This window comes from Blastococcus colisei (genome assembly GCF_006717095.1).
GTDB lineage: Bacteria > Actinomycetota > Actinomycetes > Mycobacteriales > Geodermatophilaceae > Blastococcus_B > Blastococcus_B colisei.
Genome location: NZ_VFQE01000001.1, coordinates 1,377,348 through 1,398,301, shown reverse-complemented (window position 1 = coordinate 1,398,301; position 20,954 = coordinate 1,377,348). Strand labels below are relative to the sequence as shown.

Here is a 20,954-nt window from a genome sequence, read left to right as displayed (position 1 = left end):
CATGCGAGCCGGCCTCGATGACGTGGTCGCACTGGCCCGCCGACGCGGGGGTGCGTCGCAGGCAGCCCGATCAGCGGGGGGTCGATGAACCCGGGCGGAAGGGCGCGCCGTGCCCCGGGACGACCAGGGTGGCGACGTCGAGGACACGTTCCCGCTGCTGTCGCAGCTGTTCCCGGTCGGTCGAGTAGGGGTCTTCCTCCGGGCCTTCCGCCATCCACCACAGGTGGGTCAGAGCCACGACGTCGTCGGCGGTACCGACGAGCGTGGTGATGTCCTGCGGCGTGTGCCCCGGGGTGGCCAGCAGCCGGATGCTCGGCGTGAGCTGGACGCCGTCGGCGGCCCGGCGGGTGAAGGTGTCGCCCTCGATGACGGACTGGAAGTCGTGCACCGGGACCGGTGGGAAGAGCGCGATGTTGACGGTGTGGTCGAGGTGGTGGTGGCTGACGACGACGTCGGTCACGTCCTCGGGTCGGACGCCGAGTTCCCGCAGCGGGCCGACGATGAGGTCGCGGTCGGCCACCATGCCCGGATCGACGACGACGACCCGGTCGGCGTCGCGGACGAGGCTCACCGTTCCCGCGACGTGCGGCATGCGCACGTACCCCTCGACCAGGACGTCCAGGCGGGCGGTGCGTGAGAGTTCCGGCATGGGCGGAACGTAACAACAGGGCAGGCGACCGCGCGGTCCCGGGCGTGCCCCTTTGCCTCCGGATGCGTCAGCCCGCGGGCATGGGACTCTCGGCAATCGCCGCGAGGCGCATCCGGGCGGGGTGCGCGGCTCGTATCGGCCGAGGGGACGCCGACACTCGAGGCGCTCGCAGCGGGGCTGCGGCCAGGGCTCATGCATGCAACGACCCAGGGCCACCTCTCGGTGGTCGGCAGCGTCGAACGTCGGGCCCTGCGGCAGCCCGATGACGCGAATTGCGGTCGGGCCTCCGGGACAGTCCGGGCAGGCCAGACGGCCGACGCCCCGGTCCCGCACGAGGCAGGACCGGGGCGCCGGTCGTTCGGACTAGCTGGCGATCGATCAGCTGCAGCCGCTGGTGGAGCCGCAGCCCTCGCAGACGTAGCAGCTGCCGGCCGGGCGCATCTTCGTGCCGCAGGTCATGCACAGCGGCGCGTCGGTGGCCGTTCCGGTGACCAGTTCGAGGAGCTCGGCCGAGGAGTGCGCCTCCTTGACCGACTTCGGGCCCTCCGGGGTCACCTTCTCCTCGACCTTGGCGGTCTCGATCGGCGCGGAGTTGCGCAGCTGCTCCAGGTCGACCTCTTCCTCCTCGGTGACCGTGGAGGTCGAGGCGGAGGTGCCGTAGCCGGAGACCTGCGCGGCCCGCTCCTCGGCGGTGAAGATGCCGAGACCGGCCCGCTTCTCGACGGGCAGGTGGTCGAGCGCCAGGCGACGGAAGATGTAGTCCATCACCGACTGGGCGATCCGGATGTCCGGGTCGTCAGTCATTCCGGCGGGCTCGAAGCGCATGTTGGTGAACTTCTGGATGTAGGTCTCCAGCGGCACACCGTGCTGCAGCGCGATGGACAGCGAGATGGAGAAGGCGTCCATCACACCGGCAAGAGTCGAGCCCTGCTTGCCGAGCTTGAGGAAGACCTCGCCGAGGCTGCCGTCCTCGTACATGCCCGCGGTCATGTAGCCCTCGGCGCCGGCGACGCTGAAGGACGTGGTGACACTGGTGCGCTTCTTCGGCAGCCGCTTGCGGACCGGGTGCGACAGGGCCGCCGGAGCGGTGGCCTCGGCGGCAACCTCGTCCTTGGTGCCGTCGTTCTTGCCCTTGCCACCGGAGAGCGGCTGGCCGACCTTGCAGTTGTCGCGGTAGATCGCCAGCGCCTTGAGGCCGAGCCTCCAGCCCTCGAAGTAGATCTTCTCGACGTCCTCGATGGTGGCCGACTCGGGCATGTTGACCGTCTTGCTGATCGCGCCGGAGATGAACGGCTGCACCGCGGCCATCATGCGGACGTGGCCCATCGGGGAGATGGCCCGCTCGCCCATCGCGCAGTCGAACACCTCGTAGTGCTCCGGACGCAGGGTCGGGGCGTTGACCACGTGGCCGTGCTCGGCGATGTACTCGACGATCGCCTCGATCTGCTCCTCCTGGTAGCCCAGGCTCTTCAGGGCCCTCGGCACCGTCTGGTTGACGATCTGCATGGAGCCGCCGCCGACCAGCTTCTTGAACTTGACCAGCGAGAAGTCCGGCTCGATGCCGGTCGTGTCGCAGTCCATCATGAAGCCGATGGTGCCGGTGGGGGCCAGCACCGAAGCCTGAGCGTTGCGCCAGCCGTTGTCGGCGCCGATCTCCAGGCACTCCTGCCACTGCTGCGTGGCGGCCTTGAGGACGTCGGCGTCGTCGGCGCCGACCGGGCGGATGGCGTCGTTGGCCGCGGCGTGCTTGCGCATGACCCGGGCGTGGGCGTCGGCGTTGCGGGCGAACCCGTCGTAGGCGCCGACGATGCCGGCGAGCTCGGCCGAGCGGCGGTAGGCGGTGCCGGTCATCAGCGAGGTGATGGCCGCCGCGAGGCTCTGGCCTCCACGGGAGTCGTAGGCGTGACCGGTCGCCATGAGCAGCGCGCCCAGGTTGGCGTAGCCGATGCCCAGCTGACGGTAGGCACGGGTGGTCTCGCCGATCGGGTCGGTCGGGAAGTCGGCGAAGCAGATCGAGATGTCCATCGCCGTGATGACCAGCTCGACGGACTTCACGAAGTTCTTGGAGTCGAACGTGCCGTCGCTCTTGAGGAACTTCAGAAGGTTCAGCGACGCCAGGTTGCACGAGCTGTTGTCCAGGCTCATGTACTCCGAACACGGGTTGGATGCGTTGATCCGGCCGGTCTCGGGGTTGGTGTGCCAGTCGTTGATCGTGTCGTCGTACTGGATGCCCGGGTCGGCGCACTCCCAGGCGGCCTGGGTGACCTTGCGGAAGAGGGCCTTGGCGTCGACGGTCTCGATGACCGAGCCGTCCATGCGGGCGCGCAGACCGAAATCGGTGCCCTCCTCCACCGCGCGCATGAACTCGTCGGAGACGCGCACGGAGTTGTTGGCGTTCTGGTACTGGACGCTGGTGATGTCCTTGCCACCGAGGTCCATGTCGTAGCCGGCGTCCCGCAGCGCGCGGATCTTGTTCTCCTCGCGCGCCTTGGTCTCGATGAACTCCTCGATGTCGGGGTGGTCGATGTCGAGGACGACCATCTTCGCCGCGCGACGGGTGGCGCCACCGGACTTGATGGTGCCGGCTGACGCGTCGGCGCCGCGCATGAAGCTGACGGGGCCGGAGGCGGTGCCGCCGGAGGAGAGCAGCTCCTTCGAGGAGCGGATGCGGGAGAGGTTGAGGCCGGCACCGGAGCCGCCCTTGAAGATCAGGCCCTCCTCGCGGTACCAGTTCAGGATCGAGTCCATCTCGTCGTCGACCGCGAGGATGAAGCAGGCGCTGACCTGCTGCGGCGCGCTGGTGCCGACGTTGAACCACACCGGGGAGTTGAAGCTGAACACCTGGTGCAGCAGCATCCAGGTCAGCTCGTGCTCGAAGATCTCGGCGTCGCCCTCGCTGGCGAAGTAGCCGTGCTCGCGACCGGCGGCGCCGTAGGTGAGCACGACCCGGTCGATGAGCTGACGCAGGCTGCTCTCCCGCTGGGGCTGGCCGACGGCGCCACGGAAGTACTTGGTGGTGACGATGTTGGTGGCGTTGATGCTCCACTCGGCGGGGAACTCCACGCCGCGCTGCTCGAAGTTGATCGAGCCGTCACGCCAGTTGGTCATGACGACGTCGCGGCGCTCCCAGGTCACCTCGTCGCAGGGGTGCACACCGGCGGTGGTGAAGACGCGCTTGATCTTCAGACCCTTGCCCCGGCTCGGCGCCTTGGCCGTGCGTCGCGTACGGGAGCCGGCCAAGCGGTCGTCGGTCTCGGTCATGGTGTGGAGCTCTCCCTGATCGTCATTCGCTGTGTCGTGTGCGCGGTGCTGTGCTGCGCGATGGGTGGATCGGAGGGCTGGGGAAGAGCCGCGATCGTGCTGTGCAGGTGGTGTGCGTCGAACTCGTGTCTAGCGGGCGGTACTGACAGTTCTCAGGCGTCCGCGAGGGAGCCCGAGGGGACGGATCCGGACGGTTCGGCGGCCTGCGACTGCCGGGCCTTGAGCTCGGCGATCTCCTTCTCGAAGTCGGCCACCGAGGTGAAAGAGCGGTAGACGCTCGCGAAGCGCAGGTAGGCGACCTCGTCGAGCTCACGGAGGGGCCGGAGGATGGCCAGCCCGACCTCGTTGCTGGGGACCTCCGCGGCACCGGTGGCGCGGATGGCGTCCTCGACCTGCTGGGCCAGCTTCTGCAGCTGGTCCTCGTCCACCGGCCGCCCCTGGCAGGCGCGGCGGACACCGGCGACGACCTTGGACCGGTTGAACGGCTCGCTCACCCCGCTGCGCTTGACGACGGCGAGCACGGCCTCCTCGACCGTGGTGAACCGGCGTCCGCACTTCGGGCAGGAGCGGCGACGACGCGTCGTCGCCCCCTCGTCGGCCTCCCGCGAGTCGATGACCCGGCTGTCGGCGTTGTGGCAGAACGGGCAGCGCATCGCAGGAAACCTCCTTCCGAGATGTGGCCCGCCGGGAGACGGCTCCTGTGGACCTTCCTGGGGACATCCGGTGGACGCCCCGGGGAGAACCTGGGGAGCAGCCTGTGGACAGGCTTACAACTCTGTAACTACTAGATGTAGGGGAACCCTAGGCCCGGCCACACAAGATGTGCAAGTGATCGGTTCCTCGGCGTGTTCCGTCCTGACCCTGCGGTCACCAGGGCAGACATCGCTCCCCACGAGTCACACGACACGCCGGCAGGGCGCGCCGAGCAGCCGCCTGTCGACACTCCGGCCGGGCCGCACCGCAACCGTGGCGCACGGCCGCCGACGCAGGTGCGACCGCGCCCGACCCGGCGTTCGGCCACCGACCTCGCAGAGGGCGCGAGGACCACCGCTCCCCGCGCAGGCCACCGGCAGCACCCTCCCGGACGGCATCGGTCGCCGGCGGACGCCGGCGACCGGGTCGAGGCGGCGCGCTGGACCGAGCCGAGAGGCGCCCCGCACGCCCGACCGGTCGGATCGGGGACGGCCTCGCCGACACGGCCTCAGCCGCCGACGGACCCGTCGACGCGAGGACGGCGGGCGTGGGGCACGTGGTCGCTCATGCGCATCGGCCGGGTCAGCAGCTCGGGTTCGAGCCCCTCAGGAGCCGTCCAACCCGTACGCGTCGCGCCCCTCTCCGGCCGGACAGCCGGACGCGGCCGCGACGGACCCCCGTCGACCGGGCCCGGAGAGACACGGGTGGTACTCGACGAGGCCTCCTGGGGCACCGCCGCGAGCATGCCGGTGTCGGCCGTCCGGTGCCGACCGAGCTCGCCGGATGCACGATGGCGACCAGGGAGCGCGGGAGCGGCGGGCCGAGCCGGAGCACCCTCCGGCGCGCGACGCCGGCCGATGTCCAGTGACTCGCCGGTCTCCGGAGCGCGCCGCCGTCCGGCCGACGGCGACTCCGCCGTCTCCGGGGCGCGGCGACGCCCGGTCGCCGGCGGCTCCGCGACCTCAGGGGCGCGTCGGCGCCCCACGGACGCGAACTGTGCCGTCTCCTCAGCGGTCCGACGACCGCCGGTCGACGGGGGTTCGGGGACGACGGACAGGTCGCGCACCATCGCCAGCCCGGCGGTGGCGGCGCCGTCGGCATCCGTCGATCGGGCCCGGCGGCCCGAGGGGTGGCGTGCGACGGACATCTCCTGCGCGCCCGGAGCAGCGGCGGGGGGCCCGGTCGGCCCGGCGGCGACGGCGAGGTGCCGTTCGGGCAGGCGCAGCGATGCCAGGTCGGTCCACGCGGTCTCCTCGACACCGCCGAGGACGACGCGCACCCACACCTGGCAGGAACCGTTGGCGTCGTGCCGCCAGCCGAGCAGCTCGCCTGCCCACCAGGTCCCTGCCTGGTAGACCTCGACGGCTTGGGGTTGATCGGTGAACACAGCTGCTCGGTTCTCCATGGCGCCTGACACGCGACGACCGTAAGCGGTAAACCGACCACTGAGCGTGAAGGCGCCCGCACTGAGGGTTGACGAAGTCGCGCCTCGACGTTGTGGACCTATTGCCGTGGCGAGCACGGCGGGCAGGGGCCCGGGCGTCGTCGCGGCCGTTCCGTGCGCTTCCCGCTGGTCGAGCGCTCGGACCCAGCGCGACAACCTCCGACTGCGCGGCGCTCCGCTCACGGGAGGAGCAGGGTCTGACCAGGGACGAGGTCGGCGCCCTGCAGGTGGTTCAGCGTCTGGATCTCGTCGACCAGGGCGCGGACGTCCCCGGAGCCGTCCAGCGAAGAAGCGATGGACCACAGCGTGTCGCCCGGCTGCACCACGACACTGGTCTCCCCCGCCAGGCGCAGGCCGCCGGAGTCACCCCCGAGGAGCGGACCCACCCAGGATCCCACCGCTACGCCCGCGGCCAGTGCCATCACGACGGCGAGCCGCCGGGCGCGGCGGGTCAACCGCAGACCGGCCGCCGAGGCACTCGTCGCAGCAGGGCGCCGACCGGCCGAGGGCCGGCGAGGTGCACCAGCGGTGGGCGCGGGAGCCCGACCGATGGGACGCGGCCCGGCGGTCCGGCGCGCAGGGGTGCCAGGCGCGACGGGAGGGCGGCACACGCCGACCCTCGACGGGTTCCGGCGCGACGGTCGGGCCAGCGGGGCGCGCGTCGCGGCGGCATCGCCGGCGTCACCGGCCACCACCAATCGCGGCCGCCACGGCGCCAGGATCTCCTCGTCGAACTCCAGTACGGCTTGTGCGACGCTCCCCATGACCCGTCCTCCTCTGTTTCCCGGCTCGTCCAGCGTTCGAACGCTTGTTCGATTCGAACGCCTGTGCGATGTCTACCGCACAGGTCCGACGAAAGCCACCGGACGCGGCCGGCGACTTCGAACATGTGTTTGATCCGAGCCCGGAAAAGCGCTACCGTCGTCCCACGGACACAGGCGCTGCGCGAGCGGCGGACGAGGAGGCGACGTGGCGGAGAAGAGCGGGAGCTCAGGCGGCCGCAAGGCGTCGGCGGACACCGGCGCCACGACCGGGACGGCGGCGGTCCGATCGTTCCCCGACCGGGGTGCCGACGGCGACGGCCTGACCCAGCGCCAGCGCCGCGTGCTGGAGGTCATCCGCGACTCGATCGAACGGCGCGGCTACCCGCCCTCGGTGCGCGAGATCGGCGAGGCGGTCGGTCTGTCGTCGGCCTCGTCGGTCGCCCACCAGCTCTCGGTGCTGCAGAAGAAGGGCTGGCTGCGGCGCGACCCCAATCGCCCCCGCGCCCTGGACGTCCGGCTTCCCGGCGACTCGCCGCACACCGTCCCGGCACCCGCCGAGGTCGGTCAGGGCGACGACACCCAGCTCTCGGCGCCGACCTACGTCCCGTTGGTCGGCCGCATCGCCGCCGGTGGCCCGGTGCTCGCCGAGCAGGCGGTCGAGGACGTCTTCCCCCTCCCCCGCGAGCTCGTCGGCGAGGGAACGCTCTTCATGCTGAAGGTGGTCGGCGACTCGATGGTCGAGGCCGCCATCTGCGACGGCGACTGGGTCGTGGTGCGGCAGCAGCCGACGGCGGAGAACGGCGAGATCGTCGCCGCGATGATCGACGGCGAGGCCACGGTCAAGACCTACAAGCGACGCGACGGCCACGTCTGGCTGCTGCCGCACAACCCGGCGTACGAGCCCATCCCGGGCGACGACGCGACCGTCCTCGGCCGGGTCGTGAGCGTCCTGCGCCGAGTCTGACAGCGGACCCCGTCCCTCCCCGTCCGACGGCGAGCCGAGGGACGGGGCCACGACGCCGTGCCGCGAACCTCAGGGTCGGCGGCGCAGCTTGCCGCCGAGCCAGACGGCCACCGTGGCCACGGAGGCGGCGATGAGAGCCGACGTCCAGGGGGACAGTCCCGACCGGGTCAGGTCGCTGAAGCTGGGAACGACACCGTCGGGGGCCGGCTGGGTGGCCTCGACGATCGCAGGCGCCAGCGGGACGCGGGTGAGGTCGCTGGGCAGCCCCTCGCTGGCGACGAGCAGGCTCTGGCCGTCCGCCGCGAACGTGATCGCCTCGCCCTGGGGAGAGTCCGGCAGCGGGATGATCGCCGGTTCCGCGGACAGGGCGCCGACGACGTCGCTGCCGGTCAACGGCCAGACGTAGGCGTCGGTGTAGGTGCGCAGCGCCAGACGCCGGCCATCGGCGGACACCGCACCGCCGGTGACCAGCAGTTGGCCGGCCCGCCCCACGGGTCCACCGGCGGTCCCGGTGAGCGTCATGTTCACGCCGGCCACCTTCGCGAGCGCCACGGTGCCGCCGTCCACGAGCGCCGACGCGGGGGTGCTGTACACCCCGCTGGCGCCGAGCACCTCCTTGGTCACCACGTACGGGGTTCCGTCCGGCGCGAGGAGGAGGGCCTCGGCATCGTGGGGCCCGTCGGGGTAGGTGAGCCGGAAGACACCCGTCGTCCCGTCCGGGCGGAGAGCCAGCAGCGCCACCGTCGTCCGCGTGGTGTTGTTGTCGCCCGTGTCGGCCAGCCACACGCTGCCGTCCGCGGCGACCGCCATGTCTTCGGGGTCGTAGGGGTCGACCGCGGCGGTGTGGGAGTCGATCACCTGGCACGCGGCGTCGAGCATGTGAACGGCCAGTTGCTCGCCGCCGTCGTTCATGGCGAGATACCCGTCGCCGACGGCGACCAGCCCGGAGATCTCCGCCAGCCGGGGGTCGGTGATCTGGCACTGGGTGGCCGGCGCCGCGGCGACGTCCTCGGCCGACGCGGGCACGGCACAGCCGAGGACGACGCCGGCACCGAGGACTCCCCCGGCCGCCAGCAGCCGCCCCCGCACGCCGCTACGCGGTCTGCCGGCCTCGGGCACGTACCCAGCGTGACAGAACGATTGCATCGAGTCTGTGAACCACGCCCAACAGCAGGATGCCCACGGCACCCCCGACGACGGCGTCGGTGATCCAGTGGAAGTCCAGCGACACCATCGAGACGCCGGTCGCGACGGGGCCGGCCACGCTCAGCCACCAGAACGCGCGCTGCACCCTGGCCGGCAGTCCGCACTCCACGGCCAGCCACCGCGCCACACCCCACATGATCACGGCGTTGGCCACGTGCCCCGACGGGAAGGAGACCCCGTCGACGTGGAAGAAGAGCTCGTCGGGATGCCCGGGCGCCGTGCGGCCGGTGCCGAACTTGAGGGCGTAGACGCCGACGGTGAGGGTGCCGAGGGCGAGCAGGACGCGGAACAGCGGGATCCAGGTGTGCCGCCGCCAGGCCAGGTAGCCCACCAGGATCGCCAGCACGATAAGGATCGTGGCGCGTCCGCCGAGCTGGGTGACGGCCCAGATCACGGGGTAGGCGGCCGAGTCCCGCAGACCCCAGCCACCGATGATCTCCGACACCCGCAGGTCGATCCGCTCGAGGACGCCGCCGGCGAGCAGGTCGGCCGTAACCACGCTCCCGACGACCAGCGCGAGCAGCATGACCCACCACGGCGGCCGGCCGATCGAGACGACACGGGTCCGCTCGGGCACGCCGACGTCCCGCACCACGCCGCTCGTCACGCCGTCACGGTACCGGCCCGTGACCTCCCCGTGATCCGGACGAGGCGGTTCCACCCCGACAGGGTCGGACGATGCGGTCAGGCGACCGGGACGGCGAACTGCTCGAGCATCGCGGCGAGTCCGCCGTCCACCCGCGCGCTCAGTCGGGTACCGGCGTCCTCGTGCCGCTCGCTGAGCACCTCGCCGTCGCGGTGGACCCGGGCGACCAGATCGCCGCGGTCGTAGGGCACGAGGACCTCGATGTCGACGTCCGGGTGCGGCAGCCGGGCGGCGATCAGATCGCGCAGGCCGTCGATACCGGCACCGGTGCGGGCCGACACCCAGACCGCGCCGGGCAGGGCCCGGCGAAGGGTCAGGACGTCGTCCTCGGTCATGGCGTCGACCTTGTTGACGACGATGACCTCCGGCACCGCCGCTGCGTCGATCTCGCCGAGGACCACGCGCACGGCGTCGATCTGGCCCAGTGGATCCGGGTCGGAGCCGTCCACGACGTGCAGGAGCAGGTCGGCGGCAGCGACCTCCTCCAGCGTGGAGCGGAAGGCGTCGACCAGCTGGTGCGGCAGGTGCCGGACGAATCCGACGGTGTCGGTCAGCGTGTACTCCCGGCCGTCCGGGGATTGCGCGCGGCGCACCGTGGGGTCCAGGGTGGCGAACAGCGCGTTCTCCACCAGCACCCCGGCGCCGGTGAGCGCGTTCAGCAGGCTCGACTTGCCCGCGTTCGTGTACCCGGCGATGGCCACGCTGGGCGTCGCGTTCCGGTCCCGGCTGGACCGCTGGGTGGCCCGCGCGGTCGCCATGCCGGCGATCTCCCGGCGCAGCTTGCTCACCCGCGCGCGGATGCGTCGCCGGTCGGTCTCGATCTTGGTCTCACCCGGACCGCGGGTGCCGATGCCGCCACCCCCGGCGACCCGGCCACCGGCCTGCCGGGACAGCGACTCACCCCAGCCGCGCAGGCGCGGCAGCATGTACTGCATCTGGGCCAGCTCGACCTGGGCCTTGCCCTCCCGGCTGCTCGCGTGCTGGGCGAAGATGTCCAGGATCAGCGCGGTCCGGTCGACCACCTTGACCTTGAGGATCTTCTCCAGCTGGTTGAGCTGCCCAGGAGTCAGCTCCCCGTCGCAGATCACGGTGTCGGCGCCGGTCGCGGCCACGATGTCGCGAATCTCGTTCGCCTTGCCGGAGCCCACGTAAGTGGCGGCGTCCGGCTTGTCGCGGCGCTGGCTCACCGCCTCCAGCACCTGCGAACCGGCGGTCTCGGCCAGTGCGGCGAGTTCTGCCAGGGACCGGTCGGCGTCGGCCTGGGTGCCCTCGGTCCACACCCCGACCAGCACGACGCGCTCGAGGCGCAGCTGCCGGTACTCGACCTCGGTGACGTCGGCGAGCTCGGTGGACAGCCCGGCGACGCGGCGCAGCGCCCCGCGGGCCTCGAGGGCGTAGGAGCCGGTCGTGTCGTCGGGCTCGCCCCACTGCCCGGCGGGCGCAGGCCGTGCGTCGAGGCCGGTGGTGTCGTCGAACGGGACATCGGGAGCGGTCGTCATCGGCTCCAGCGTGGCACGGGGGGCGGAAACAGGCACCTGACTTGTCATCGCCGGGTACAACACCGCGCGACTCCGCATGCATCCCGTCCGGTCGCGGGTAGGGCGGGAGGGACATCCCGGGCACCGAGGAGGTAGCGATGAGCGAGAGCGGATCGAGCAGTCTGGGCGCCGACAGCGAACTCGACGACCCCGGCCGCGACCCGAAGGGCCTGGATCCGCCGCGGAACCTGTTCGGTGGCGGCCCTGACCAGGACAGCGGTCAGGGGAAGCCGCAGGACAGTCCGGGTGTCGAAGGTCAAGGGTTGATGCCCGAGTCGCCGACCGAGGACGACGAGCGGGCCTGACGCGCCTCAGCCGGCCAGCCACTCCGGGCACAGCTCGCCGGCGGCGACCAGCACCGCGGGTCCGGTGAGCACGGTCGTCCCGGGGGTCACCTGCACCGACAGGCGGCCCCCGGGGACGTCGACGAGGACCGTCCCCTCGGTCCGTCCCGCAGCGGTGAGCGCGGCGTAGCCCGCGGCGCAGGCGCCGGTGCCGCAGGACCGGGTTTCCCCCACCCCGCGCTCGACGACCCGCAGCCGGACGTGCGCTCCGGGCTCCAGCACGTTGACCAGCTCCACGTTGACACCGTCCGGGAACAGCGCCGCGTCGAACTCCGGCGTCCTGGTGAGGTCCAGCGCGTCGACGTCGACGTCGGTGAGGCAGGCCAGGTGCGGGTTGCCCATCGAGACGGCGAGCCCGGCGAACGTCACACCCCCGACGACGGCCTTCCCGGCGCCGAACTCGCGGGCCGGCCCCATGTCCACCCAGTAGTTCCCGTCGGCCGTCGCGCCGACCCGGCGAGGACCACCGCGCGTGCCCACCAGGACGCCGGCCTCGCAGGTGGCCCGGTCCAGCAGACCCTCGCTGACCAGCGCGTGCAGGAACAGCCGGATCCCGTTGCCGCACATCTCGGCGGTCGACCCGTCGGCGTTGCGGTGGTCCATGAACCACTCGCAGCTCTCCAGGTGGCCGCCCAGCACCGCTGCGGCGTCCGGCACGTGCACGCTGCGCACCAACCGCAGCGCGCCGTCGCCACCGAGCCCGCCCCTCCGGTCGCACAGCCGTCGGACGAGGCCGCCGTCCAGCCGGTCCTCCGGCCACAGGCCGCCGTCGGGATCGGGTAGGACGACGAAGTCGTTCTCCGTGCCGTGCCCGACGAGCACGCGGGGAGCGGTTCGGGAAGTCACGGCTCGATCGTACGGGCGGTGATCACCGCGGAGACGGCGTCGACCAGGTCCGGCCGCGCGGCATCGAACCAGCTGATCGTTGCGTCACGACGGAACCAGGACCGCTGCCGGCGCACGAACCGCCGCGTCGTGGAGACCGTGCGCTCGCGCGCCGCCTCGGGACTCAGCTCACCGTCGAACTGGGCCAGCACCTGGGCGTAGCCCAGCGCCCGGGAGGCGGTGGGACCGTCCCGCAGGCCGTCCTGGTTCAGCCGCGCCACCTCGTCGACGAAGCCCGCCGCCCACATCCGGTCCACCCGCGCCGCGACCCGCTGGTCGAGCTCGGCAGGCTCCCGGTCCAGGCCGATGACGACGGCCGGGTAGTACGGGCGGGGCTCGGGCAACTGCGCGCGGAAGGGTCTTCCGGTGAGCTCGATGACCTCGAGAGCCCGGACGATCCGTCGTCCGTTGCTGGACAGCACCGCGGCCGCCGCTGCCGGGTCCAGCCCCGCCAGCCGCTCGTGCAGCGCGGCAGGTCCCACTGTCGCCAGTTCCGCCTCGAGCCGGGCCCGCAGCTCCGGGTCCGTGCCGGGGAAGTCGAGCTCGTCCAGGACGGCGCGGAGATAGAGACCGGAGCCGCCGACCAGCAGGGGCACGGTGCCCGTAGCGCGAAGGCGGTCGATCTCGGCCCGGGCGAGGTCGCGGTACTCCGCCACGGATGCGGCCTGGCGGACGTGCCAGAGGTCGAGCAGGTGGTGCACGACGCCGTCCCGTTCCGCGAGGTCGGGTTTGGCGGTCCCGATGTCCATGCCGCGGTAGAGCTGCATGGAGTCGGCGTTGACCACCTCGCCGCCGAGGCGGTGGGCCAGCGCCACGGCGAGCGCCGTCTTCCCGGTCGCCGTCGGGCCGACGATCGCCACCACCGGCGGGATGGTCACGAGCCCCCCTGGCTGGCGCTCGTCGGCCCCGTGCCCGACGGTGCCCTGCCCCTGCGTGACCTCGCAAGCTCGGTCACGTGCCCTCCTCGCAGGCGCTCGTCGGCCCCGTGCCCGACGGTGCCCTGCCCCTGCGTGACCTCGCAAGCTCGGTCACGAGCCCCCCTCGCAGGCGCTCGTCGTCCCCGTGCCCGACGGTGCCCTGCCCCTGCGTGACCTCGCAAGCTCGGTCACGCCGCCACCCACGAGGCGACGAGGTAGCCGACCCCGAACGGCGCCGCGTCGTGGTGGAGCTGCGCGGCGATCGACCGGCCGTCGAGGGCGGCGCCGACCGCGCGCCACACCGGCACACCGGCGGCCAGCAGTCGCTCCCCCGCGTCGGGGTCGAGGGCGGCGAGGGCCGCGGCGTTCCCGGCTGCCAGCGACCGGGCGACGTCGGCGTCGAACGGCCCGGCGGCGTCGTCGAGGTAGCCCGGGGCCTTGACGTTGCGCCGCGCCGAGCCATCTCCCATGGCCAGGACTCCCAGCGGGGTGGGCAGGTCACGGACGAGCTGCCCGAGGTCGGCCGGGGCGACGCCGACCCGTGTGCCGGCGAAGCCGGCCTCCTCGAGCAGCCACGCCCCCAGCGTGTGCGCCAGCGGCACCCGGCGACCCCCCGGCCGGACGCGTCCCTGGAACGGGATCTCCAGATCCAGCCCGACGCCGCGGAGGGTGCCGACGTCGCCGGCCCCGAGGCGCTCGCGCGGGGCAGCTCCCTCCCCCACCACGACGACGACCTCTGGCCGCACCGCCAGCAGCTCGGTCACGGCGGCAGCGCACGCGTTCCTCAGCGCCCTCGTGCCGGCGTCCGCCCGGCCCTCGACGGCGGGCAGCAGGAGCGGCGGCGCGGGGCAGAAGGCCACGGCGACGGAGGCACGCGTGCCCGGCGGGGGCGGCCCTGGGGAAACGGCACTCACGCCGGTCAGTCTCCCGGATGCGACGTGGGACACTGCCGGACGTGTCGAGCACGGACAACCCCGGTAACGGGGCGCAGCAGGACTCTTCGCCGATTGCGGAGAACCCGGAGACGGTCGGCGCGGAGGCGGTGAACGACCCGATGGCCGGCGCCGAGACGCCGGATCCGGCCGCGGAGGCAGCCACCCCCGAGGCGTCGGGCACCGAGGAGTCGGGCACCGAGCCGACGGCCGATGCCATGCCGGCCGAGACCCCTCCGGCGCAGGCGCCGGCGCCGGAGGCATCGGTGCCGAGCACATCCACCTCGGAGGCGGTCACCCCGCAGGCCGGCACCCCGGAGGCGCCGGCGCCCGGCGACGCCTCGGTCGCCGACCCGACCGCGGACGCACCGGTTCCGGCGCCCCCGAAGCCGCGCCCCATGGCCCCCCGCCCGGTGCCGCGCCCGATGCCCCAGCCCGCACCCGCAGCGGCCGCTCCCGAGCCGGCCGTCGAGGTGCCCGCCGTTCCCGCCAGTGACCCCACGCAGTGGGGCCGCGTCGACGAGGAGGGCACGGTCTACGTGCGCACGGCCGAGGGCGAGCGCGCCGTCGGTTCGTGGCAGGCCGGCGAGCCCGCCGAGGGGCTGGCCCACTACGGGCGCCGCTACGACGACCTCGCCACCGAGGTGACCCTGCTCGAGGCGCGCCTGAAGGCGCACACCGGCAACCCGTCGGAGATCCGCGGCAAGGCGCAGGGACTCGCCGAGACGATCCCGGCCGCCGCGGCCGTCGGTGATCTCGACGGTCTCGCCGCCCGGGCGCGGGCCATGGTGGACACCGCCGACTCCGCGGCTGCCGAGTACCGGGCCGAGAAGGCCGCCGCCCGCGCGGCGCAGGTCGCCCGCAAGGAGACGCTCGCCGCGGAGGCCGAGCAGATCGCCGCCGAGTCGACGTCGTGGAAGGCGGCCGGCGACCGGCTGAAGGCCATCGTCGAGGAGTGGAAGACGATCCGCGGGATCGACCGCAAGACCGACGAGGCCCTGTGGACCCGCTTCGCCGCGGCCCGGGACGCCTTCGGGCGGCGCCGCGGCGCGCACTTCGCCTCGCTCGACGCCCAGCGCGGCGAGTCCCGCGCCGCCAAGCAGGAGCTGATCAAGGAGGCGCAGAAGCTCGCCACCTCGACCGATTGGGGCCCGACCAGCGCGGCGATGCGCTCGCTCATGGACCGCTGGAAGGCCGTCCCGCGCACCGGCCGGGAGGGCGACGACGACCTCTGGAAGGAGTTCCGCGCCGCCCAGGACGTCTTCTTCGCCGCCCGCGCCGAGTCGGACAAGAAGCGCACCAGCGAGGAGGTGGCCAACCAGCAGCAGAAGGAGGAGCTCCTCGCCCAGGCCGAGAAGCTCGATCCCTCCGGCGATCTCAAGGGTGCGCAGAACGCGCTGCGCAAGCTCCAGGAGCGCTACGACGCCATCGGGCACGTGCCCCGCGGCGTGATGCGGCAGCTCGAGGACCGCATGCAGGCCGTCGAGCAGAAGGTCCGCGGAGCCGCGGACTCCACCCGCGTCCGGACGGCGCCGGAGAACCCGATGGTCACGTCGATGCGCGCGGCGGTCACCAAGGCCGAGGAGCAGCTGGCCAAGGCCGAGACCGCGGGTGACGAGCGGCGGATCCAGGAGGCCCGGGCGAACCTGGCGACCCGCCGCGAGTGGCTGGCCGAGGCCGAGAAGTCCGCGTCCCGCCGCTGAGGCCGCGACGGCACAGGAAGCTTCACCTGCGTCCAGGGCGCCCGGGACGCAGGTAGAGCTTCCTAAGCGTCAGGTGGGGGCGCCGATCCGCGGCATGCCGAGCGCCACGCCCGGCGTCCTCGGCCGGAGGCCCGCCTCGCTCGCGTCGCCCGCCCGGGTGCGCCGGTGCGACAGCAGCGGGCCGTCGGCGACCAGGAAGTGCGGCTTCGCGTCGGTCACGACCGTCTCGACGACGTCGCCGGGACGGACGCCGTCGGCCGCCGTGAAGTGGATCAGCCGCCCGTCCCGGGCCCGGCCGGACAGCCGGCCGGTGGCGGCGTCCTTGCTGCCCTCCCCCGCGGCGACCAGCAGCTCGACGCGGCGGCCGATCTGCGCCCGGTTCTCCGACCAGCTGATCTCCTCCTGCAGCGCGGTCAGGCGGAGGTACCGCTCCTGGACGACCGCCTTGGCCAGCTGCCCGTCCATCTCCGCCGCGGGCGTCCCCGGCCGCTTGGAGTACTGGAAGGTGAAGGCGCTGGCGAACCGGGCCCGACGGACGACATCGAGGGTCTGCTGGAAGTCCTCCTCGGTCTCGCCGGGGAAGCCCACGATGATGTCGGTGGTGATCGCGGCGTCGGGCATCGCGGCGCGGACCCGGTCGATGATCCCGAGGTAGCGCTCCTGGCGGTAGCCGCGGCGCATCCGGCGCAGCACGTCGTCGGAACCCGACTGCAGCGGCATGTGCAACTGGTGGCAGACCACCGGCGTCTCGGCCATCGCGGCGATGACGTCGTCGGTGAACTCGCGCGGGTGCGGGCTGGTGAACCGCACCCGCTCGAGCCCCTCGATCCGGCCGGTCGCCCGCAGCAGGTCGGCGAACGCACCCCGGTCGCGGAACTCGACGCCGTAGGCGTTCACGTTCTGGCCGAGCAGCGTCACCTCGAGCACGCCCTGGTCCACCAGCGCCTGCACCTCGGCGAGGATCTCGCCCGGACGGCGGTCCTTCTCCGAACCGCGCAGCGACGGGACGATGCAGAACGTGCAGGTGTTGTTGCAGCCGACGCTGATCGACACCCAGCCGGAGTAGGCGGAGTCCCGCTTCGCCGGCAGCGTCGACGGGAACACCTCGAGCGACTCGACGATCTCCACCTGCGCCTCGGCGTTGTGCCGGGCCCGGTCCAGCAGCGCCGGCAGCGACCCGACGTTGTGTGTGCCGAAGACGACGTCCACCCAGGGGGCGCGGCGCACGATCTCGCCGCGGTCCTTCTGCGCCAGGCAGCCGCCGACGGCGATCTGCATGCCGGGACGGGCGTCCTTCACCGGCCGGAGATGGCCGAGGTTGCCGTAGAGGCGGTTGTCCGCGTTCTCCCGCACCGCGCAGGTGTTGAGGACGACGACGTCGGCGTCGGCTCCCTCGGCGGCGGCGGTGTAGCCGGCCTCTTCCAGGAGGCCCGACAGCCGCTCGGAGTCGTGGACGTTCATCTGGCACCCGTAGGTGCGCACCCGGTAGGTACGCGGAGCGGGGGCCTCGGTTGCGCTGCTCATGACAGCAGCGAGGGTACGGCGCCCCACCTCCGGCTACGGCGAGTCACGCTTCCGGACGAATCCCGCCCGCTTCGTTACGCCTTCGTGATCGCCCCGGTCACGCACCGTGTCACATGCCCCCTAGGGTCGCTGAGGTGACCAGCCGTCCGAACGGAGAACCGCTCGTCCGCCTCTCCGGCGTCAACAAGTGGTTCGGCGACCTGCACGTCCTGCAGGACATCGACCTGGAGATCGCCCGCGGCGAGGTCGTCGTCGTCATCGGCCCCTCAGGGTCGGGCAAGTCGACGCTGTGCCGCGCGATCAACCGTCTGGAATCGATCCAGCAGGGCGAGATCACCATCGACAGCCAGAAGCTGCCCGAGGAGGGCAAGGCGCTGGCCGGCCTGCGCGCCGACGTCGGCATGGTGTTCCAGAGCTTCAACCTCTTCGCGCACAAGACCGTGCTCGAGAACGTCACGCTGGGCCCGGTCAAGGTCCGCAAGAAGTCCGCGGCCGACGCCGAGAAGCGGGCGAAGGAACTGCTCGACCGGGTCGGCGTCGGCAACCAGGCAGACAAGTACCCCGCCCAGCTCTCCGGCGGACAGCAGCAGCGCGTCGCCATCGCCCGGGCGCTGGCCATGGACCCGAAGGTGATGCTCTTCGACGAGCCCACCTCCGCGCTGGACCCGGAAATGATCAACGAGGTCCTCGACGTCATGGTGGGCCTCGCCCGGGACGGCATGACCATGGTCGTCGTCACCCACGAGATGGGCTTCGCCCGGAAGGCGGCCAACCGGGTCGTGTTCATGGACGGCGGCCGGATCGTCGAGTCCGCCGAGCCCGAGACCTTCTTCACCAACCCGACCTCGGATCGGGCCAAGGACTTCCTGTCCAAGATCCTCACCCACTGATCCACACGAGACCGTCAAGCGAGAGGACCCACCCATGCATCTCCGGCGCACCGCCCTGGTAGCCACCCTGTCCGTCGTCGCCCTGACCGCCGCCGCCTGCGGCGGCGGCGACGAGGACACCGCCGCGGAGCCCCCCGTCGCCGAGGCCCCCGAGTTCGAGGAGGGGACGCCGATGGCCGAGATCGCCGAGGCGGGCACGCTCCGCCTCGGCACGAAGTTCGACCAGCCCGGCTTCGGTCTGGAAAACCTCGAGGGCGAGGTGGAGGGCTTCGACGTCGAGGTCGCCAAGATCATCGCCGGCGCCCTCGGCCTCTCACCGGAGGACATCGAGTACGTCGAGACACCGTCCGCGGTCCGCGAGGAGGTGCTGGAAGGCGACGAGGTGGACATGGTCGTCGCCACCTACACGATGAACGACGAGCGCGCCGAGCGGATCGACTTCGCGGGGCCGTACTACCAGGCCGGCCAGCAGATCATGGTGGCCGCCGACAACGACACCATCACCGGGCCGGAGTCCTTCATGGAGAACCCGGACGCGACCGTCTGCACCGTCACCGGCTCGACGCCGTCGGAGAACATCCGCGAGTACCTGGCCAGCCCTGACCAGCTGGTGCTCTTCGACGAGTACTCGCAGTGCGCCGACGCCCTGGGCAACGGCCAGGTCGACGCGGTGACCACCGACAACGTGATCCTGCTCGGCTTCGTCTCCGAGTCCGACGGCCAGTTCAAGCTCGTCGGCGAGCAGTTCACGGAGGAGCCGTACGGCATCGGGATCCAGCAGGGCGAGACCGAGTTCTGCGAGTTCATCCACGAGACGCTGCGCGAGAACGAGGAGGCCTACGTGGAGGCCTGGGAGTCCACCGCGGGCCAGGTGGAGGGCACCGAGACCCCGGAGCTGCCCGAGTTCGACGAGTGCGCCTGATCATCGCGTGACCCCCGCGGCCGGCCGGTCACCGGCCGGCCGCGGGACGTATCCGAGATGACCGCGCCAGCGGAGGAGGGAGGGAGCGCACGTGAGTCCGGTCTTCGAGAACCTGGACCTGTTCTGGGACGGGTACCTGACGTCGTTGAGCATCTGCCTGTGGGCGCTCGTCGGCTCCCTGCCCTTGGGCGTGCTGATCGCCGGATGCCGGGTCTCCCCGGTGCCGCCGCTGCAGTGGTTCGGCACCTTCTGGGTGACAACCTTCCGCAACACCCCGCTGACGGTCGTCCTGTTCTTCTGCGCGTTCGGGTTGCCCGAGATCGGGATCAACAACAGCTTCTTCTTCTTCGGCGTGCTGGGGCTGGTGCTCTACACGTCGGCGTTCGTCTGCGAGGCGGTGCGCTCGGGCATCAACTCCGTCTCGGCGGGCCAGGCCGAGGCGGCGCGCTCGATCGGGCTCAACTTCACCCAGGGACTGCGCTTCGTCGTCCTGCCGCAGGCGCTGCGCACGGTCGTGCCGCCGCTCGGCAGCGTTCTCATCGCCATGTTCAAGAACTCGGCCGTGGTCGGCGCGTTCGGTGTCGGCGGTGACCTCTGGAGCACCGGCGCGACGCTGAACAGTGCCCGGGGACTGGAGACGCTGCCCGTGTTCGTCGGCGTCGCCGTCTTCTACCTCATGATCACGCTGCCCGCCGGAGCGGTCCTGCAGGTCCTCGAGCGCAAGGTGGCGATCGCGCGATGAGCCAGCAGACGGTGCTCTACGACGCGCAGGGCCCCCGGGCCCGCCGGCGGACGGCGATCGGCACGGTCATCGCCGTGCTCGTCCTCGCCGGACTGGCCTACGTCGTCATCGACCGGCTCATCGAGCGGAACCAGTTCTCCATGGAGAAGTGGGGACCGCTGATCGACCCGAGCAACGAAGCCTTCGACGCCGTGTGGCGACTGCTCGGCGAGGGCGTGGTCAACACCCTGCGCGCCGCGGCGATCGCCATGCTCCTGTCGGTCGTGCTCGGCACGCTCATCGCGGTGGCCCGGCTCTCCGCGGGCCGGGCCGGCCGCATCCCGCTGATCGGCCTGGTCGAGCTCTTCCGCGGACTCCCGGTCGTGGTGCTCGTGTACTTCGGCGTGCGCGTGCTCCCGGACGTCGGTGTCGACCTGCGGGAACTCCCGGGAGGGCAGGAGCTCTGGGGCCTGGTCATCGGCCTGACCGCCTACAACATGGTGATCTTCGCCGAGGTCGTGCGGGCCGGCGTCGCCTCCCTGCCGAAGGGGCAGCGCGAGGCCGCGCTGGCCACCGGGCTCACGAACGGCCAGACGATGCGCATCGTGCTGCTGCCGCAGGCGTTCCGGGTGATGCTGCCGGCGATCATCAGCCAGCTCATCGTCGTCCTGAAGGACACCTCGCTGGTCACCTTCATCGCCAACTACGACGAGCTGCTCAGCCAGGGCGAGAGCATCCGGCGGAACCTGGACAACCCCATCCAGACCTTCATCGTGATCGCCTTGATGTACATCACGATCAACTACCTGCTGGGCCGGCTGGCGCAGTACATCCAGCGCCGCCAGGCGAGAGCCTCCGCCAGGGTGGCGGAGGTGACCGACGCGGGCGCGAACGTCCCTGTCGGTGGTGGCGCCTGACCATTCGTCGGGCGACGAACACGCCATCCTTCTC

19 protein-coding genes are annotated in these 20,954 nt (G+C 72.0%); 7 read left to right on the top strand and 12 right to left on the bottom strand.

All coding sequences use genetic code 11. The features are described 5' to 3' along the window. Positions 1 to 70: 70 nt before the first annotated feature. The 5 genes from FHU33_RS06675 to FHU33_RS24850 all read right to left on the bottom strand — a co-directional run bounded on the left by FHU33_RS06675 (position 71) and on the right by FHU33_RS24850 (position 6,502). On the bottom strand, positions 71 to 649 hold the full coding sequence (locus tag FHU33_RS06675; RefSeq protein ID WP_142024631.1) for an MBL fold metallo-hydrolase: 579 nt from the start codon (positions 647 to 649) through the stop codon (positions 71 to 73). 378 nt (positions 650 to 1,027) lie between these two features. Beyond that, the gene (locus FHU33_RS06670; protein ID WP_142024630.1) at positions 1,028 to 3,910 is read right to left on the bottom strand and encodes a vitamin B12-dependent ribonucleotide reductase; all 2,883 of its coding nucleotides are present in this window, start codon (positions 3,908 to 3,910) and stop codon (positions 1,028 to 1,030) included. Positions 3,911 to 4,062: 152 nt separating this feature from the next. Beyond that, positions 4,063 to 4,563: a transcriptional regulator NrdR gene (nrdR, locus tag FHU33_RS06665; protein WP_142024629.1), complete on the bottom strand. Its 501-nt coding sequence runs from the start codon at positions 4,561 to 4,563 to the stop codon at positions 4,063 to 4,065. A gap of 548 nt (positions 4,564 to 5,111) precedes the next feature. Further along, entirely contained in the window at positions 5,112 to 6,020 is a 909-nt protein-coding gene (locus tag FHU33_RS06660; RefSeq protein WP_142024628.1) for a hypothetical protein, read from the bottom strand. Positions 6,021 to 6,226: 206 nt separating this feature from the next. Then, positions 6,227 to 6,502 carry a LysM peptidoglycan-binding domain-containing protein gene (locus FHU33_RS24850; RefSeq protein ID WP_170182340.1) on the bottom strand — a complete coding sequence of 92 codons (276 nt, stop codon included), beginning with the start codon at positions 6,500 to 6,502 and terminating at the stop codon, positions 6,227 to 6,229. Positions 6,503 to 7,016: 514 nt separating this feature from the next. Here FHU33_RS24850 and lexA point away from each other — a divergent pair. Next, the gene (gene lexA, locus FHU33_RS06650; RefSeq protein WP_142024626.1) at positions 7,017 to 7,775 is read left to right on the top strand and encodes a transcriptional repressor LexA; all 759 of its coding nucleotides are present in this window, start codon (positions 7,017 to 7,019) and stop codon (positions 7,773 to 7,775) included. Between the two features lie 69 nt (positions 7,776 to 7,844). On the opposite strand, the gene FHU33_RS06645 is transcribed toward lexA, so the two are convergent. The 3 genes from FHU33_RS06645 to hflX form a co-directional block, all read right to left on the bottom strand. Further along, a complete protein-coding gene (locus FHU33_RS06645) occupies positions 7,845 to 8,894 on the bottom strand; it encodes a hypothetical protein (RefSeq protein WP_142024625.1) in 1,050 nt (349 codons plus the stop codon). Then, positions 8,869 to 9,588 carry a phosphatase PAP2 family protein gene (locus tag FHU33_RS06640; protein WP_246063356.1) on the bottom strand — a complete coding sequence of 240 codons (720 nt, stop codon included), beginning with the start codon at positions 9,586 to 9,588 and terminating at the stop codon, positions 8,869 to 8,871. Before FHU33_RS06640 ends, FHU33_RS06645 begins: the two co-directional genes overlap by 26 nt. A 77-nt stretch (positions 9,589 to 9,665) precedes the next feature. Next, positions 9,666 to 11,126, bottom strand: coding sequence for a GTPase HflX (gene hflX, locus FHU33_RS06635; RefSeq protein ID WP_142024624.1), 1,461 nt, complete (start codon positions 11,124 to 11,126; stop codon positions 9,666 to 9,668). A 137-nt stretch (positions 11,127 to 11,263) separates the two neighbouring features. On the opposite strand from hflX, the gene FHU33_RS06630 reads away from it, so the two are divergent. Further along, on the top strand, positions 11,264 to 11,470 hold the full coding sequence (locus FHU33_RS06630; RefSeq protein ID WP_142024623.1) for a hypothetical protein: 207 nt from the start codon (positions 11,264 to 11,266) through the stop codon (positions 11,468 to 11,470). A 6-nt stretch (positions 11,471 to 11,476) separates the two neighbouring features. Here FHU33_RS06630 and dapF read toward each other — a convergent pair whose 3' ends face one another. From dapF to FHU33_RS06615, 3 genes are all read right to left on the bottom strand, one after another. Then, positions 11,477 to 12,355, bottom strand: coding sequence for a diaminopimelate epimerase (dapF, locus tag FHU33_RS06625; RefSeq protein WP_246063354.1), 879 nt, complete (start codon positions 12,353 to 12,355; stop codon positions 11,477 to 11,479). Further along, positions 12,352 to 13,272, bottom strand: a complete 921-nt coding sequence (gene miaA, locus FHU33_RS06620; protein WP_142024622.1) for a tRNA (adenosine(37)-N6)-dimethylallyltransferase MiaA — start codon at positions 13,270 to 13,272, stop codon at positions 12,352 to 12,354. The genes dapF and miaA overlap by 4 nt, the downstream gene beginning before the upstream one ends. 227 nt (positions 13,273 to 13,499) lie before the next feature. After that, positions 13,500 to 14,225 (bottom strand): class III extradiol ring-cleavage dioxygenase family protein, encoded by a 726-nt coding sequence (locus tag FHU33_RS06615; protein ID WP_142024621.1) that lies wholly within the window; start codon positions 14,223 to 14,225, stop codon positions 13,500 to 13,502. Positions 14,226 to 14,266: 41 nt separating this feature from the next. Here FHU33_RS06615 and FHU33_RS06610 point away from each other — a divergent pair, with 41 nt between their 5' ends. Then, a complete protein-coding gene (locus tag FHU33_RS06610; RefSeq protein WP_246063351.1) occupies positions 14,267 to 15,946 on the top strand; it encodes a DUF349 domain-containing protein in 1,680 nt (559 codons plus the stop codon). A gap of 69 nt (positions 15,947 to 16,015) precedes the next feature. Here the strand turns inward: FHU33_RS06610 and miaB are convergent, their stop codons facing one another. After that, positions 16,016 to 17,470 (bottom strand): tRNA (N6-isopentenyl adenosine(37)-C2)-methylthiotransferase MiaB, encoded by a 1,455-nt coding sequence (miaB, locus tag FHU33_RS06605; RefSeq protein WP_142024620.1) that lies wholly within the window; start codon positions 17,468 to 17,470, stop codon positions 16,016 to 16,018. Between the two features lie 134 nt (positions 17,471 to 17,604). Here miaB and FHU33_RS06600 point away from each other — a divergent pair, with 134 nt between their 5' ends. From FHU33_RS06600 to FHU33_RS06585, 4 genes are all read left to right on the top strand, one after another. Continuing rightward, complete coding sequence (locus FHU33_RS06600; RefSeq protein WP_246063349.1) at positions 17,605 to 18,360, top strand: amino acid ABC transporter ATP-binding protein; 756 nt, start codon at positions 17,605 to 17,607, stop codon at positions 18,358 to 18,360. Between the two features lie 34 nt (positions 18,361 to 18,394). Then, positions 18,395 to 19,282 (top strand): glutamate ABC transporter substrate-binding protein, encoded by an 888-nt coding sequence (locus FHU33_RS06595; protein ID WP_142024618.1) that lies wholly within the window; start codon positions 18,395 to 18,397, stop codon positions 19,280 to 19,282. A gap of 91 nt (positions 19,283 to 19,373) precedes the next feature. Next, positions 19,374 to 20,024, top strand: a complete 651-nt coding sequence (locus FHU33_RS06590) for an amino acid ABC transporter permease (RefSeq protein ID WP_142024617.1) — start codon at positions 19,374 to 19,376, stop codon at positions 20,022 to 20,024. Continuing rightward, positions 20,021 to 20,920 (top strand): amino acid ABC transporter permease, encoded by a 900-nt coding sequence (locus FHU33_RS06585; protein ID WP_142024616.1) that lies wholly within the window; start codon positions 20,021 to 20,023, stop codon positions 20,918 to 20,920. Before FHU33_RS06590 ends, FHU33_RS06585 begins: the two co-directional genes overlap by 4 nt. The last annotated feature ends 34 nt before the right edge of the window (positions 20,921 to 20,954 follow it).